The sequence below is a fragment of the Streptomyces naganishii JCM 4654 genome, from assembly GCF_014650575.1.
Classification (GTDB): Bacteria; Actinomycetota; Actinomycetes; order Streptomycetales; family Streptomycetaceae; genus Streptomyces; species Streptomyces naganishii.
Genome location: NZ_BMVF01000006.1, coordinates 31,439 through 45,653, shown reverse-complemented (window position 1 = coordinate 45,653; position 14,215 = coordinate 31,439). Strand labels below are relative to the sequence as shown.

Below are 14,215 nucleotides of genomic sequence, written 5' to 3'. Positions count from 1 at the left end.
GTCAGTACGTGTGATGCAGCTTCCTGACGCCCTGCGGGCGCCCGCGCCGCAGGCCTCCCCGGCGCCGGCGCTGCGCGCCTGGCTGCTGCGGCCGGCCGGTCCGGTGCCCGTGCTGGTCCTGGCGGGCGTCCTGCTGGCCCGCGTCGCGCGCGTGGCCGTGGCCTTCGCGCAGGGAGGCATGGACAACGCCTTCGTGGTGCACGCCGGTCAGGTCTGGCTGCACGGCGGCGCCCCGTACGCCGACCGGCGGTTCCTGTATCTGCCGAGCGCCGTTCCGTTCGCCGCCGCGCAGGCCCTGCTGCCGGCGCCGGTACTGCGGGTGGCGGCGCCCGTGGTGTGCGTGGGTTGTATCGCGGGCGGGTGGTGGTGCGCGGTGCGCCTGTTCGGCGTGCCGGCGCGCAGCCGGTTCGCGGTGCTGGGCCTGCTGGGTCTGGTGCTGTTCTGGGCGCCGGTGGGCGATCTGATCAACCTCGGCAACTGGACAGCGGTCGGCGCGCTCGCCCTGCCCCTGGCGCTGCTGCTCGCGGACCACGGACGCTGGACCGCCGCCGGGGTGGTCCTGGGCATCTCCGTGGCGGTCAAGCCCCTGCTGCTGCCGGTGGTGCTGCTGCTCGTCCTGGCCCGGCGGTGGCGGGCGCTGGCCTGGACGGTGGCGCTGCCCGTGGTGCTGTCCGTGGGCGCGGCGCTGATCATGCCGGACCCGGGCGGGTTCTTCACCCGCACACTGCCCTTTCTTCTCAAGGGCGGCGACGCGCTGATGCGGCCGTTCGACTGCTCCCTGCCCGCGGTGCTGCCCCGGCTGGGCGTGCCGCCACTCCTGGCCGAGGCGGTGGCCCTGGCCGCGGCGGCGGCCGGCGTGCTGTGCGCCTGGCGACGCTGGCGGCGCGCCGACCCGGGCCCGGCGCGCCTCGCCGAGACGGCGGCGATGCTGATGCTCGCCTCCTACCTCGTGTCCCGCCCCTCCTACGAGCACTACCTGGTGGTCGTGGTGCCGCTGCTGGTCGCGGGCGCGCTGGAGGCGGACCCGGCGGCCCGCTCACCGTGGTTCTGGGCGGCGCTGGTCCCCCAGGTCACGGGCTTCGCCTTCCCGCACCTGGACCCGTCGACCCGCAGGGCGTTCAAGGACGCGGCCACGCTGTGCGCGCTCACGCTCGTACTTGCCCTGCGCTGTGCCCGCCCCACTGCGCCGGACGCGGCCAGGGCGGCAACGGAGGCGGCGCGGGCGTAGGCGCGTCAGTCACTCTGCGCCTCCTCGCGCGGCTGCCAGCCCTGGCGGCGCAGTACGGAGGCGATGTCGGGGGCGCGGTAGTGGGCGCCCTTGAGGACCTTGCCGTCGGCGCGGCGGGCGACCCGGCCGTCGGGGCCGAGCTTGGTCATGTTGGCGCGGTGGATCTCGGCGATCACCTCGTCGAGGTCGATGCCGTGCACCAGGGCGGTGCCGTACGCCACGTAGACCACGTCCGCGAGTTCGTGTGCGAGCCGGTCCAGCGGGCCGCTCACCGACACCTCGGCGGCCTCGGCCGCCTCCTCGGCGAGCAACTGCCCGCGGTGGGCCGCCAGTTCGGCCGGCACCTCGGCGGGGGTACTGCGGGCGGCCAGCCCGAAGGCGCGGTGGAACTCACGGACGAACGCGGCGGGCGAGGTGCTCATACGGCGACTCTAACCGCGCCCACCGACAGCACGGCGCGGCTGCCGGCCGTCCCGCCGGTCGCCCCCGCCGACCGGTGCGGCCCTGCCCGGACACCGTCCCCGCCGCCCGGTGCCGCCCTGCCCTGAAACCGCCCCGCCGCCCGGCGCTTCCCCTCCCGTCGGCACCCCGCCCTGGCCAGTAGCGTGTCGTGACTGGCAGGATCGCGGGCATGTCCAAGGTGCTCCCCGCGATCGGCAGGCTCGGCAGGCGCCGAGCCCTGCGGGGCTCGGCCGTCGGAGCCGTGGTCCTCGGGCTGCTGCTGTGGTGGCTGCTGCCGCTCGGCGAGCAGCCCCCCGCCGGGACGATCACCTTCAGCACCGGCACCCTGCGGGGCGTCTACCAGGAGTACGGCGTACGGCTGCGCACCGCGTTCGCCAAGGACATGCCCGGCCTGAAGGTGCGGCTCATGACCAGCGACGGCTCGCAGGAGAACGTCTCGCGCGTGGCGACGGGCAAGGCCGACTTCACCATCGCGGCGGCGGACGCGGTGGAGACGTACGAACTGGACAACGGTCCCGGAGCCGGCCGGCTCCGGGGCGTGGCCCGTCTCTACGACGACTACGTGCAGCTCGTCGTGGCGCGCGGTTCGTCCATCAAGTCGGTCTCCGACCTGCGGGGCAAGCGGGTGGCGATCGGCCCGCCGGAGTCGGGTGTGCGGCTGATCGCCGAGCGCGTCCTGAAGGCGGCCGGAATCGACCCGGCCAAGGACGTCCGGCCCGCGGCGGACGGCATCGACACCGGTCCTGGCCGGCTGCGCCAGGGCGCGATCGACGCGTTCTTCTGGTCGGGCGGGCTGCCCACGGACGGGCTCAAGCAGCTCGCGTCGACGTTCGCGTTCCGTTTCGTGCCCATCGAGGCGGACCTGGTGTCCAAGCTGCACGCCGAGGGCGGCGCCACGCGCTACTACCGGGCCACCAACATGCCGGAGTCGGCGTACCCGGGCATCCAGCACGGCGAGACGGTGCCCACGATCGCGGTGTCCAACCTGCTGATGACCCGCGAGGACATGGATCCCCGGCTCACCGAGTGGGTCACCCGCGCGGTCATCAAGAGCCGCGACCGCATCGGCGCCCACGTCCACTCCGCCCAGCTCGTGGACCTGCGCACCGCCATCTACACCGACCCGCTGATCCTCCACGAGGGCGCCCGGCGCTACTACCGCTCGGTCAAGCCGTAGCCCGCGCGGGAGCCCGCTCCGGCCGCCCCGCGGTGCCTACGCCGGCTCCGGGCCCGACCGGGGCACCCGCACCGTCACCCTCAGCCCGCGCGGCTCCTCGTCGCGGTGGTGGTCGTACGAGATGGAGCCGCCGCCCGCCGCGAGGAGGGCCCGCGAGATGGACAGGCCGAGGCCGGAGCCCTTGATGTTCTGGTGGCGTCCGCTGCGCCAGAAGCGGTCGCCGACGCGCGCCAGTTCCTCGTCGGTGAGGCCGGGCCCGTGATCGCTGACCACGACCGTGGAGGTGCCGCCGCTGCCGCTGACCCGCACCTCGACGCACTCGCCCCGCGGCGTGAACTTCACCGCGTTGTCGATCACCGCGTCCAGCGCCGAGGACAGCGCCACCGGGTCGGCCCAGGCCGTGGTGGCCGGGCAGTCGCCGACCAGCCGCACGCCCTCGGCCTCGGCGGCCGGCGCCCAGGCGGCCACCCGCTCGGCCGCCAGCTCCCCCACGTCGATGAGCCGCAGGTCGGCCTCGGCGTGCTCGGCGAGCGCCAGGCCGAGCAGGTCGTCCAGGACCTGGGCCAGGCGCTTGCCCTCGGTGCGGACCGAGGCGATCTCCTCGTTGCCCTCGGGCAGTTCGAGGGCGAGCAGTTCGATGCGCAGCAGCAGCGCGGCGAGCGGGTTGCGCAATTGGTGGGAGGCGTCGGCGACGAAGGCCCGCTGCTGTTCCAGCACGTCCTCGACGTGGTCGGCCATCTCGTTGAACGAGCGGGCGAGCCTGCGCAGTTCCGGCGGCCCGCCGGACGGCGCGACCCGGGACTTCAGGCGTCCGGTCGCGATGTCGTGCGTGGTGGCGTCCAGGACCCGTACCGGTCTGAGCACCCAGCCCGTCAGCCGCAGGGCGGCGCCGACGGAGAGCAGCATCGCGGCGATCTCCCCGGCGCCTATGACCAGCCAGCCCTGCAGGATCGTCGAACGCATCTGCCCCGTGGGGGAGTCGGTGACGACGACGGCGACGACGTCACCGTCGCGGATGACCGGCGAGGCCACGACGAGCCGGTCCCGCTGCCAGGGCCACACCTGCTGCGGGTCGTGGCTGCGCCGGCTGAGCAGCGCCTCGCCGAACGCCTCCCGGACCTCGCCGGCCGCGGGCAGGGACCAGTCGGCGGGCGCGTTGGCCATGGGGGCGCCGCTGCGGTAGAAGACGCCGGCCCGGATGCCGTAGACCTCGTAGTAGCTGGCGAGTTCGCGGCTGAGGGTCTCCAGTCGCTCGTCCGGGACGGTCAGGCGGGAGCCGGTGGGGCGGTCGGTGACGAACTGGGCCAGGGCCGCGAAGCGCGCCGTGTCGTCGATCCGGTCGACGACGACTTTCTGCTGCTGCGCCTGGGCCACGCTGACGGCGAGCGGGACGCCGAGCGCGAGCAGTACGGCCGCCATCAGGACGATGAGCAGCGGCAGCAGACGTGTGCGCACCCGTGCCCGTCCCCGTCCCCGCTACGCGGCCGGGGCGACGAGGCGGTAGCCGACGCCGCGCACGGTCTCGATCAGGGCCGGCATGCGCAACTTGGAGCGCAGGGAGGCCACATGGACCTCCAGGGTGCGCCCGGTGCCCTCCCAGCTCGTGCGCCACACCTCGCTGATGATCTGCTCGCGGCGGAAGACCACGCCGGGGCGCTGGGCGAGCAGCGCGAGGAGGTCGAACTCCTTGCGGGTGAGCTGGACGACACAGCCGTCCACGCTCACCTGCCGGGTGGGCAGTTCGATGTGGACGGACCCGAGGCGCAGCGCGCCGTCGCCGTCCTGGCCGCCGGCCGCGTCCTCGTGGACGGTGCGGCGGCTGACGGCGTGGATACGGGCGAGCAGCTCGCCGGTGTCGTAGGGCTTGACCACGTAGTCGTCGGCGCCGAGGTTGAGGCCGTGGATGCGGGAGCGCACGTCGGAGCGGGCGGTCACCATGATCACCGGGGTGCTGGTGCGCTTGCGGATCTTGCCGCAGACCTCGTAGCCGTCCTGGTCGGGCAGGCCGAGGTCGAGCAGGACCACGCCGAAGCCGTCGCTCTCCGGGACGAGCGCCTGCAGGGCCTCCTCGCCGCTGCGGGCGTGCGTGACGTCGAAGCCGTGCCGGGCCAGCACCGCGGACAGGGCGGCGGCCACATGGTTGTCGTCCTCGACGAGGAGCAGTCGCATCCCGGCCCCCTCCTGTTGTCCCGCCGTATGGTCACCGTGTGTACAGCACGCGTGCACGCGCGCGTGCACCAAGGCAGTCACGCCGATGGACGAGGACGCCGTCAAGAGGGTTCCGGTTGCGTGCCGCCGGTCGTTACCCAGCCGGTACGCATCCCGCGCGGGCTCACTACCGCATGTGTCCGGCCGCTACCGGATCGTGATGCTCAGATCTCCCTCAGATGTAATGACGCTGGTCGCGGGGCATGGCTATGGTCCACCGAAACCCGAGGAGGACGGAGCCTGTAAGCGATGACCGAAGTATCGGTGGCCAAGGAGGACGTGGCCTCGAGCGACGATCTGGTCGTCCTGAAGAGCGTCAACAAGCACTTCGGCGCGTTGCACGTGCTCCAGGACATCGACCTGACGATCTCCCGTGGCGAGGTCGTCGTGGTCATCGGGCCCTCCGGGTCCGGGAAGTCCACCCTGTGCCGCACCATCAACCGCCTGGAGACCATCGACTCGGGCACGATCACGATCGACGGCGGACCGCTGCCCCATGAGGGCAGGGAGCTGGCCCGGCTGCGCGCCGACGTCGGCATGGTCTTCCAGTCCTTCAACCTCTTCGCGCACAAGACGGTGCTCGAGAACGTCACGCTGGGCCAGGTGAAGGTCCGCCGCACGGACAAGAAGAAGGCCGAGGAGCGGGCCCGCGCGCTGCTCGACCGGGTCGGTGTGGGCGCGCAGGCCGACAAGTACCCCGCACAGCTCTCCGGCGGCCAGCAGCAGCGCGTGGCGATCGCCCGGGCGCTGGCCATGGACCCCAAGGTCATGCTCTTCGACGAGCCGACCTCCGCCCTCGACCCCGAGATGATCAACGAGGTCCTGGAGGTCATGCAGCAGCTGGCCCGGGACGGCATGACGATGATCGTCGTCACCCACGAGATGGGATTCGCCCGTTCGGCCGCGAACCGGGTGGTCTTCATGGCCGACGGGCGCATCGTCGAACAGGCCGCGCCGGAGCAGTTCTTCAGCAACCCGCGCAGCGACCGGGCCAAGGACTTCCTGTCGAAGATCCTGCACCACTGACCCGGCGGCCCGCCGGCGCCGTCCCACGCCACCGGCCCCGCGACCGTGCCGCTCCGCCGTCACGGCGGCTCCTCACCTTCTCCGCATCCAAAGGAAGTTCACATGAAGCTCCGCAAGGTCACCGCCGCCTCGGCCGTCGTCCTCGCCCTCGCACTGTCGGCGACCGCGTGCGGGTCGAACGACAAGAAGGACGGGGGGGCGTCGGGCGGCGGCAAGAAGATCGCCATCGGCATCAAGTTCGACCAGCCGGGCCTCGGCCAGAAGACGCCGCAGGGCTACTCCGGCTTCGACGTGGACGTGGCCAAGTACGTGGCCAAGAAGCTCGGTTACAACGAGGACCAGATCGAGTGGAAGGAGTCCAAGAGCGCCGACCGCGAGACGATGCTGCAGCGCGGTGACGTCGAGTTCATCGCCGCCACGTACTCGATCACCCCGGAGCGCGAGAAGAAGGTCGACTTCGCCGGCCCCTACCTGCTCGCCCACCAGGACGTCCTGCTCCGCGCCGACGAGACCTCCATCAAGTCGCCGTCCGACCTGAACAACAAGAAGCTCTGCTCGGTCACCGGCTCGACCTCGGCGCAGAACGTGCACGACAAGCTGGCGCCCAAGGCCAACCTCCAGCAGTACCCGACGTACTCGGCCTGCCTGAGCGGTCTGCAGAACAAGGCCATCGACGCTCTGACCACCGACGACTCGATCCTCGCCGGTTACGCCTCCCAGGCCCAGTTCAAGGGCAAGTTCAAGCTGGGCGGCTTCAAGATGACCAACGAGAACTACGGCATCGGCGTCAAGAAGGGCAGCGACCTCAAGGCCAAGATCAACAAGGCTCTGGAGGAGATGGTCGCGGACGGCTCGTGGCAGAAGGCCGTGGCCGCCAACTTCGGCCCCGCCGGCTACAAGAACGAGCCCGCGCCGAAGATCGGCGACGTCAAGAGCTGAGTCAGCGCCCGACGGGTGCGCCACCCACGGGGGGTGGCGCACCCGGGGCCCGTCCACACGCGGAAGCACGGGAGATCGTGTTCGACTTTCTTGAAGGTTACGACCTGCTGGGGGCCTTCTGGGTGACCGTGCAGCTCACGCTGCTCTCGGCCGCCGGCTCCCTGGTCTGGGGCACCCTGCTGGCCGCCATGCGCGTCGGCCCGGTGCCCCTCATGCGCGGCTTCGGCACGGTGTACGTCAACGTCGTGCGGAACATCCCGCTGACGGTGATCATCCTGTTCGCCTCGCTGGGGCTGAGCCAGACCCTCAACATCAACCTCGGTGCGCAGGCCTTCGACACCATCAACTTCCGGCTCGCGGTCCTCGGCCTGGTCGCCTACACCTCGGCCTTCGTCTGCGAGGCGATCCGCTCCGGCATCAACACCGTGCCGGTCGGCCAGGCGGAGGCGGCCCGCGCGCTCGGGCTGAGCTTCACCCAGGTGCTGACCCTGGTGGTGCTGCCGCAGGCGTTCCGTTCCGTGGTCGGCCCGCTCACCAACGTCCTGATCGCGCTCACCAAGAACACCACGGTGGCCGCCGCCATCGGCGTGGCCGAGGCGGCCCTGCTGATGAAGAAGATGATCGAGAACGAGGCGGAACTCCTGCTGATCTCGGCGGTCTTCGCGTTCGGCTTCGTGTGTCTGACCCTCCCGACCGGCCTGATCCTCGGCTGGGTGGGCAAGAAGGTGGCGGTGAAGCGATGACCTCCGTGCTCTACGACGCTCAGGGGCCGAGGGCCAAGCGGCGCAACGTCCTCTACACGGTCGTGTTCCTCGTCGCCCTCGCGGCACTGCTGTGGTGGGTCTACAAGAGCCTCGACGACAAGGGGCAGCTGGACTGGGAGAAGTGGAAGCCGTTCGTCGGCTCCGAGGCATGGACCACGTACATCCTGCCCGGCCTGAAGAACACGCTGATCGCCGCCGCCCTGTCCATGGTCATCGCGCTGCCGCTCGGCGCCGTCTTCGGCATAGCCCGGCTCTCCGACCACGCCTGGATCCGGGTGCCGGCCGCCGTGGTCGTGGAGTTCTTCCGCGCCATCCCCGTGCTCATCCTGATGATCTTCGGCAACGCCCTGTTCGCCCAGTACAGCAACGTCACCTCGGACGACCGCCCGCTGTACGCGGTGGTCACCGGACTGGTGCTCTACAACGCCTCGGTGCTGGCGGAGATCGTCCGGGCCGGGATCCTGGCCCTGCCCAAGGGGCAGACGGAGGCCGCCCACGCCATCGGTCTGCGCAAGACCCAGACCATGACCTCGATCCTGCTGCCGCAGGCGGTCACCGCGATGCTCCCGGCGATCGTCAGCCAGTTGGTGGTGATCGTGAAGGACACGGCCCTCGGCGGCGCGATCCTCACCTTCCCCGAACTGCTGGCGGCGGTCTCCCCCATGAGCTCGTACTACGGCGCGAACGTCATCGCCAGCTTCACCGTCGTCGCGGTGATCTACGTGGTGCTCAACTTCAGCCTCACCAGCTTCGCGAGCTGGCTGGAGCAGCGGCTGCGGCGCGGGAAGAAGTCCACGGGGGCGGTACTGGCGCCGGCCGCGGTGGGCGGAACCGAGTCCGCCGGCACCGTCGTCTGACGGGGAGTAGGCCGTCGGATGTGACACGGGGGCAGTGGAGTGATCGCCACCGCCCCTGTCGCTTGACGCGGGCTGCGGCAATGGGTTGCATACGTTCTGTGATCGTGCACCCTGCTCCAACCGTTTGTTCACGTCTGTCCGTGAGGACATCGCCGTGGACCCGGTGATCGTCGTCGGAGCGGGGCCCGTCGGGCTCACGCTCGCCCTGGCGCTGGCGCGTCAGGAGGTGCCGTGCGTGGTCCTGGACGAGACGCGGGGCCAGGACGCGCCCCGCGCCGCCCGCAGTGTCGTCCTGCGCGAGGACACCGCCGCCCTGGTGGAACGGCTGGCCGGGGCGCCGCTCGGGCAGGCCGGGCTGCGCTGGAGCGGCTGGCGGTCGATGCGGCGCAAGCAGGTGACGGGCGAGGTCTTCTTCGACGAGACCGGGAACGGGGCCGGGACCGCGGCCGTGTCCGGGGCACGCATCGCATCCGGGGCACGCATCGCATCCGGGGCCCGCAGCGGGGCCGGGGCCGCCCCCGGCGTCGCCGGTAACGCGGAGGCCGCCGGAGCCGCGCCGCTGCACATCGCCCAGCACGTCCTGACCGGCGCCCTGCGCGCGGCCGTCGCCCGCGAGCCGCTGGTCGAACTGGCCACCGACAGCCGGCTCGACACCATAGAGCAGGAGCCCACGGGCGTCACCGCGCACACCCGCGGCCCCAACGGCACGTGGTGGCGCGGAAGTCACCTGGTCGGATGCGACGGTCCCCGCTCGACCGTGCGCAAGCTCCAGGACATCCGCTTCCCCGGCCGCACCGCCGTCGAACGGCACGCGGTCGCCGCGCTGCGCACGGAACTCCCCCGCCCCGCCGAAGCGTTCCTCCACCGGCTGCCCCCGTGGCGGACGACCGGCCCCTCGGCCGGTGAGATCGCCGCCCGCCCGCTGCCCGGCGGCGTCTGGCGGCTCGACTGGCTGCTCCCGCCCGGCAAGGACCTGGTCACCCCCGAACTGCTCGTCGCCCGCATCAGGGAGACGCTCACCGGCTGGACCGGCGAGACCTCACCGACGTACGAACTCCTGGACACCGGCGTCCACACGGTCCACCACCGGCTCGCCCGCCGCTGGCGCGCCGGACGGGTCTTCCTCGCCGGGGACGCGGCGCACCTGATGGGCGCGTTCGGCACCCAGGGCCTGGACGAGGGGCTCAGGGACGCCGACAACCTCGCCTGGAAGCTCGCGCTGAACTGGCACCACGGGCCCCACGAGGCGCTCCTCGACAGCTACCAGTCCGAGCGGCGCGCCGCCGTCGCCGCCCGGCTGCGCGCCGCCGACCAGGTGCTGCCGCTGGTGCGTGGCGGCGGACTGCGGTCGTACGTCCCCGGGTCCTCGCGCGGGCACGACGCGCTGCTGATGGACGGTCACCTGGGGCGCGGAACGCTGGGCACGCCGGGGTCGTACGCCGGCTCGCCGCTCGCACCACCGCGCTTCGACACCGAGGCGCCCGTGGACACGCCGGCCGGCGCGCCGGTCGCCGACGTGGTGGTGACCGCGGAGGACGGCTCCTTCGTGCCGCTGCGCGACCGGCTGGGCCGCGGTGCGCTGCTGGTGGTGCTGGTGGCGCCGGGCACGGTGGTGTGGGAGCGCCGGCACTGGGTGAGCGCCGGGATCATGCCCCGGCTGGCCGCCGCCGTGACCGCCCTGCCCCACCCCGCCGAACTGCTCGTCGCCGAGAGCTACCCGGGCGCTGCTCCCCACACCGTGCTCCTGGTTCGGCCCGACGGGCACCTGGTCACCGCGCTGAGCGGGGTGCGCCCGGCCGACCTCTACGCGGCGGCCGAGGCCACGCTGGGCGGCCCGCTGCCGTCCGGGACGCGGGCCGAGGCGGGTGCGGAGGCGGGGGCGCGCTGACCGTCCGGCACCGCGGCCCGGCGACTCGCCGTCACCCCGGGGTCCACATGGTGACGGTGAGTTGACCGGCCCGTACGGCCATGGTGTACTCCCGATCGTGACCGACACCGATGTGCGCCTGTGGCGGAGGGTCCACATGGACCTCGTCCGCTATGCGGGCTGCGTGTGTCGTCCGTCCTGCTGAACCCGCGTTCATTCCCCCTTTCCCGGCGCGTGCCGCCCGCCCCTGCCGATGTCGGTGTCGATGTCCATCGGCCTGTGCCGTCGCGCGCGCTTCGCGAACGTTCCCTCAGGACGGTGTACGTGTCTGTCTCGACCTCTGTCTCCTCTGCCGCCGTGTCCCCGCCCCCTCGTCCGGGCCCGGCGCAGGCCGAACTGCTCGAGTTCGTCCGGCGCGTCGCGGCCGACGCCGAGCTGATCGCCTCCCTCCCGCTCGACCCGGAGGGCCGCACCTGGGTGCGGCTGGAGGGTCCGGGCGGCAGTGAGGCCTGGCTGATCGGCTGGCCGCCCGGCACCGGCACCGGCTGGCACGACCACGCCGACTCGGTGGGCGCCTTCTTCACGGCCTCCGGCGAGCTGACGGAGAACTCGCTCGCCGCCCGGCTGCCCACCGACGGCTGGAAGACCCTCGAACTCACCGACGACGTGGACCGCTCGCGACGGCTGCCGGCCGGCCGGGGCCGCGCCTTCGGCCGGCATCACGTCCACGAGGTGTTCAACGAGTCCGCCGACGGGCACGCGGTGTCCGTGCACGCCTACTACCCACCGCTGCCCAGGATCCGCCGCTACAGCCGCACCGGCCGGACGCTGCGCCTGGAGCAGGTCGAGCACCCGGAGGACTGGCAGTGAGCGAGAAACGACCGACGGCCGGAATCGACGAACTGCTGGAACGGGCGCGGCAGGGCTACGAACGCGTCGACGCCCACGAGGCGCACGCCGTCGCCCGGGCCGGCGAGGCCCTGCTGGTGGACATCCGGTACGCCGCGCTGCGCGACCGCGACGGCCTGGTCCCGGGCGCCCTCGTCATCGAGCGCAACGAACTGGAGTGGCGGCTGGACCCGCTGGGCAGCCACCGCATCCCCGAGGCCACCGGTCACGACCTGCGCGTCGTGGTCATCTGCAACGAGGGCTACGCGTCGAGTCTGGCGGCCGTCTCCCTGCACCAGCTGGGGCTGCACCGGGCGACCGATCTGGTGGGAGGCTTCCAGGCCTGGCGGGAGGCGGGACTGCCGGTGGTCTCGTAGGGCGCCCCGGGCCTCCTGCCCGCCGCGCCCTGCCCGGCGCCCGCTGCACCCTGCCCGGCGCCCGCCGCGGACGCCTCCTCAGAACTGTCCGTCCGTCAGGAAGTCCGTGTCCTCGCCCTCCTCCTCCAGTGCCTGGCGGACCACCCGCAGGGCGAGGCCCTCGGAGTAGCCCTTGCGGGCGAGCATGCCGGCGAGCCGGCGTATCCGCTTGTCGCGGTCGAGTCCGCGGGTGGAGCGCAGCTTGCGGGCGACGAGTTCGCGCGCGGTGGCCTCCTCCTGCTCGGGGTCGAGCTGACCGACCGCCTCGTCGATGAGCGCCGCGTCGACGCCCTTGGTCCGCAGCTCCCGGGCGAGTGCGCGCCGGGCCAGGCCGCGTCCGTGGTGCCGGGACTCCACCCAGGCGTCCGCGAACGCGCCGTCGTCGATCAGCCCGACCTCCTCGAACCGCGACAGCACCTCCTCGGCCGCCTCGTCCGGGATCTCCCGCTTGCGCAGGGCGTCCGCGAGCTGCTTGCGAGTGCGCGGGGTCCCGGTGAGCAGGCGCAGGCAGATCGCGCGCGCCCGCTCCACCGGGTCCCCCGGAGACTCCCCCCGCTCGGCCCTCGACAAGGAGGAGGTGCCCCCGTTTTCGGTGGACGCCTCGGCGGAGGGCCGCCGACGACGCCCTCGCCCGCCGTACGGTCCGCCGTCACGCGAACCGCCTCGGCGAGCGCCACCCGTACCCGCGCCACCGGAATCCGCCCCGCCGGCGCCACGCGGCCGGCCTGCACCGCGCCCCCGCCCGCGGGCCGGCCGTTCCCCGTCGTACCCACCGGACGGCTCGCCCTCCGCGAAGGACTCGCCCCCGAAGGCCTCCTCCGCCAAGGCGTCGGCCCGGAACGGATCCTCCGTGAACGGGTCCTCCACGAAGGGACCCTCCGCGAACGGGTCTTCCGCGAAGGGAGCGTCCTCAGCGTTCGGTCCGCCGGCCGTGCGAGGCCGCCGGGCCGGGCCGCGCCCGCGAAGGCCGCGCCGCCCGCCGTCCCCGTACGCGTGCTCGTCGCCCGCGACCGGTCCGGTGGCGGGGTCGCCCGCGGTGCCCCTCCCCCGTGGGGCACCGGAGGCGGCGTACCCATCCCCGTACTCGTATCCGGCCCAGTCGGTTCGTCGCGTCACGGGTCAGCTCTTGGCAGCGGCGGCCTTGGGCTTGGTGGCCTTGACAGCCGCCGGCGCCGCCTTGGCGTCGTCCGCGGTGGCCGGGACGGCGGCGTCCGCACCCGGCTCGGCGGCCGGCTCGGCGGGCCGCACGCCGACGCCCAGCTTCTCCTTGATCTTCTTCTCGATCTCGTTGGCCAGGTCGGGGTTGTCCTTGAGGAAGTTGCGCGCGTTCTCCTTGCCCTGGCCGAGCTGGTCGCCCTCGTACGTGTACCAGGCGCCGGCCTTGCGCACGAAGCCGTGCTCCACGCCCATGTCGATCAGGCCGCCCTCGCGGCTGATGCCCTGGCCGTAGAGGATGTCGAACTCGGCCTGCTTGAAGGGCGGGGCGACCTTGTTCTTGACGACCTTGCAGCGGGTGCGGTTGCCGACCGCCTCCGTGCCGTCCTTCAGGGTCTCGATGCGGCGGATGTCGATGCGCACCGAGGCGTAGAACTTCAGGGCCCGGCCACCGGTCGTGGTCTCCGGGGAGCCGAACATCACGCCGATCTTCTCGCGCAGCTGGTTGATGAAGATCGCGGTGGTCTTCGACTGGTTGAGCGCGCTGGTGATCTTGCGGAGGGCCTGGCTCATCAGGCGGGCCTGCAGACCCACGTGACTGTCGCCCATCTCGCCCTCGATCTCCGCGCGCGGGACGAGCGCGGCGACCGAGTCGATCACGATGAGGTCGAGCGCGCCGGAGCGGACCAGCATGTCCACGATCTCCAGCGCCTGCTCGCCGTTGTCCGGCTGGGACAGGATCAGGTTGTCGATGTCGACGCCGAGCTTGCGCGCGTACTCGGGGTCGAGGGCGTGCTCCGCGTCCACGAAGGCCACCTGGCCGCCGGCCTTCTGCGCGTTCGCCACGGCGTGCAGGGTCAGGGTCGTCTTGCCGGAGGACTCCGGGCCGTAGATCTCGACGACGCGGCCGCGCGGCAGGCCGCCGACGCCGAGGGCGACGTCGAGCGCGGTCGACCCGGTCGGGATGACCTCGATGGGCTCCTTCGAGCGCTCGCCCATGCGCATGACCGCGCCCTTGCCGAATTGCCGTTCAATCTGTGCGAGCGCGGCGTCGAGTGCCTTCTCGCGGTCGGTGCCTGCCATGGGTTCCACCCGGTTTGCTTGAGTCGATCGCTTCACGCCAAAGACGCTAACGCCTGCCACTGACAATGCGCCTCGACGTCCGTCCGGCCTGTGGATAACTCGGGGACTTACCCCATCAAAACTGGGCGAAATCCCCGCGGTTGAG

At 72.4% G+C, this 14,215-nt stretch carries 15 protein-coding genes; 10 read left to right on the top strand and 5 right to left on the bottom strand.

The window, feature by feature from the left end; genetic code table 11:
- Nucleotides 1-13: 13 nt before the first annotated feature.
- The gene (locus tag IE217_RS12575) at nucleotides 14-1,228 is read left to right on the top strand and encodes a glycosyltransferase 87 family protein (protein WP_190177912.1); all 1,215 of its coding nucleotides are present in this window, start codon (nucleotides 14-16) and stop codon (nucleotides 1,226-1,228) included.
- 5 nt (nucleotides 1,229-1,233) lie between these two features.
- Here IE217_RS12575 and IE217_RS12570 read toward each other — a convergent pair whose 3' ends face one another.
- A complete protein-coding gene (locus tag IE217_RS12570) occupies nucleotides 1,234-1,650 on the bottom strand; it encodes a pyrophosphohydrolase domain-containing protein (protein ID WP_190177911.1) in 417 nt (138 codons plus the stop codon).
- Between the two features lie 209 nt (nucleotides 1,651-1,859).
- Between IE217_RS12570 and IE217_RS12565 the strand changes: the two genes are divergently transcribed.
- Entirely contained in the window at nucleotides 1,860-2,867 is a 1,008-nt protein-coding gene (locus IE217_RS12565; RefSeq protein WP_190177910.1) for a TAXI family TRAP transporter solute-binding subunit, read from the top strand.
- 36 nt (nucleotides 2,868-2,903) lie between these two features.
- On the opposite strand, the gene IE217_RS12560 is transcribed toward IE217_RS12565, so the two are convergent.
- Together IE217_RS12560 and IE217_RS12555 are read right to left on the bottom strand one after the other, a co-directional pair.
- Nucleotides 2,904-4,322 carry a sensor histidine kinase gene (locus tag IE217_RS12560; protein ID WP_190177909.1) on the bottom strand — a complete coding sequence of 473 codons (1,419 nt, stop codon included), beginning with the start codon at nucleotides 4,320-4,322 and terminating at the stop codon, nucleotides 2,904-2,906.
- 21 nt (nucleotides 4,323-4,343) lie between these two features.
- Nucleotides 4,344-5,036 (bottom strand): response regulator transcription factor, encoded by a 693-nt coding sequence (locus tag IE217_RS12555; RefSeq protein WP_190177908.1) that lies wholly within the window; start codon nucleotides 5,034-5,036, stop codon nucleotides 4,344-4,346.
- Between the two features lie 288 nt (nucleotides 5,037-5,324).
- Between IE217_RS12555 and IE217_RS12550 the strand changes: the two genes are divergently transcribed.
- The 8 genes from IE217_RS12550 to IE217_RS12520 all read left to right on the top strand — a co-directional run bounded on the left by IE217_RS12550 (nucleotide 5,325) and on the right by IE217_RS12520 (nucleotide 11,793).
- Entirely contained in the window at nucleotides 5,325-6,101 is a 777-nt protein-coding gene (locus IE217_RS12550; protein ID WP_190177907.1) for an amino acid ABC transporter ATP-binding protein, read from the top strand.
- A gap of 102 nt (nucleotides 6,102-6,203) precedes the next feature.
- A complete protein-coding gene (locus IE217_RS12545) occupies nucleotides 6,204-7,040 on the top strand; it encodes a glutamate ABC transporter substrate-binding protein (RefSeq protein ID WP_190177906.1) in 837 nt (278 codons plus the stop codon).
- 77 nt (nucleotides 7,041-7,117) lie between these two features.
- Nucleotides 7,118-7,783, top strand: a complete 666-nt coding sequence (locus tag IE217_RS12540) for an amino acid ABC transporter permease (protein WP_190177905.1) — start codon at nucleotides 7,118-7,120, stop codon at nucleotides 7,781-7,783.
- The gene (locus IE217_RS12535; RefSeq protein ID WP_190177904.1) at nucleotides 7,780-8,661 is read left to right on the top strand and encodes an amino acid ABC transporter permease; all 882 of its coding nucleotides are present in this window, start codon (nucleotides 7,780-7,782) and stop codon (nucleotides 8,659-8,661) included. The genes IE217_RS12540 and IE217_RS12535 overlap by 4 nt, the downstream gene beginning before the upstream one ends.
- A 154-nt stretch (nucleotides 8,662-8,815) precedes the next feature.
- Nucleotides 8,816-10,549 (top strand): FAD-dependent monooxygenase, encoded by a 1,734-nt coding sequence (locus IE217_RS12530; protein ID WP_190178197.1) that lies wholly within the window; start codon nucleotides 8,816-8,818, stop codon nucleotides 10,547-10,549.
- Nucleotides 10,527-10,733, top strand: a complete 207-nt coding sequence (locus IE217_RS35370) for a putative leader peptide (RefSeq protein WP_373298006.1) — start codon at nucleotides 10,527-10,529, stop codon at nucleotides 10,731-10,733. The genes IE217_RS12530 and IE217_RS35370 overlap by 23 nt, the downstream gene beginning before the upstream one ends.
- Nucleotides 10,734-10,852: 119 nt before the next feature.
- Nucleotides 10,853-11,398: a cupin domain-containing protein gene (locus IE217_RS12525; protein WP_373298005.1), complete on the top strand. Its 546-nt coding sequence runs from the start codon at nucleotides 10,853-10,855 to the stop codon at nucleotides 11,396-11,398.
- Nucleotides 11,389-11,793, top strand: a complete 405-nt coding sequence (locus tag IE217_RS12520; RefSeq protein ID WP_373298016.1) for a rhodanese-like domain-containing protein — start codon at nucleotides 11,389-11,391, stop codon at nucleotides 11,791-11,793. The genes IE217_RS12525 and IE217_RS12520 overlap by 10 nt, the downstream gene beginning before the upstream one ends.
- A gap of 78 nt (nucleotides 11,794-11,871) precedes the next feature.
- Here IE217_RS12520 and recX read toward each other — a convergent pair whose 3' ends face one another.
- Entirely contained in the window at nucleotides 11,872-12,657 is a 786-nt protein-coding gene (gene recX / locus IE217_RS12515) for a recombination regulator RecX (RefSeq protein ID WP_229865291.1), read from the bottom strand.
- Nucleotides 12,658-12,951: 294 nt separating this feature from the next.
- Nucleotides 12,952-14,070 carry a recombinase RecA gene (gene recA / locus IE217_RS12510; protein ID WP_190177900.1) on the bottom strand — a complete coding sequence of 373 codons (1,119 nt, stop codon included), beginning with the start codon at nucleotides 14,068-14,070 and terminating at the stop codon, nucleotides 12,952-12,954.
- Nucleotides 14,071-14,215 lie beyond the last annotated feature (145 nt).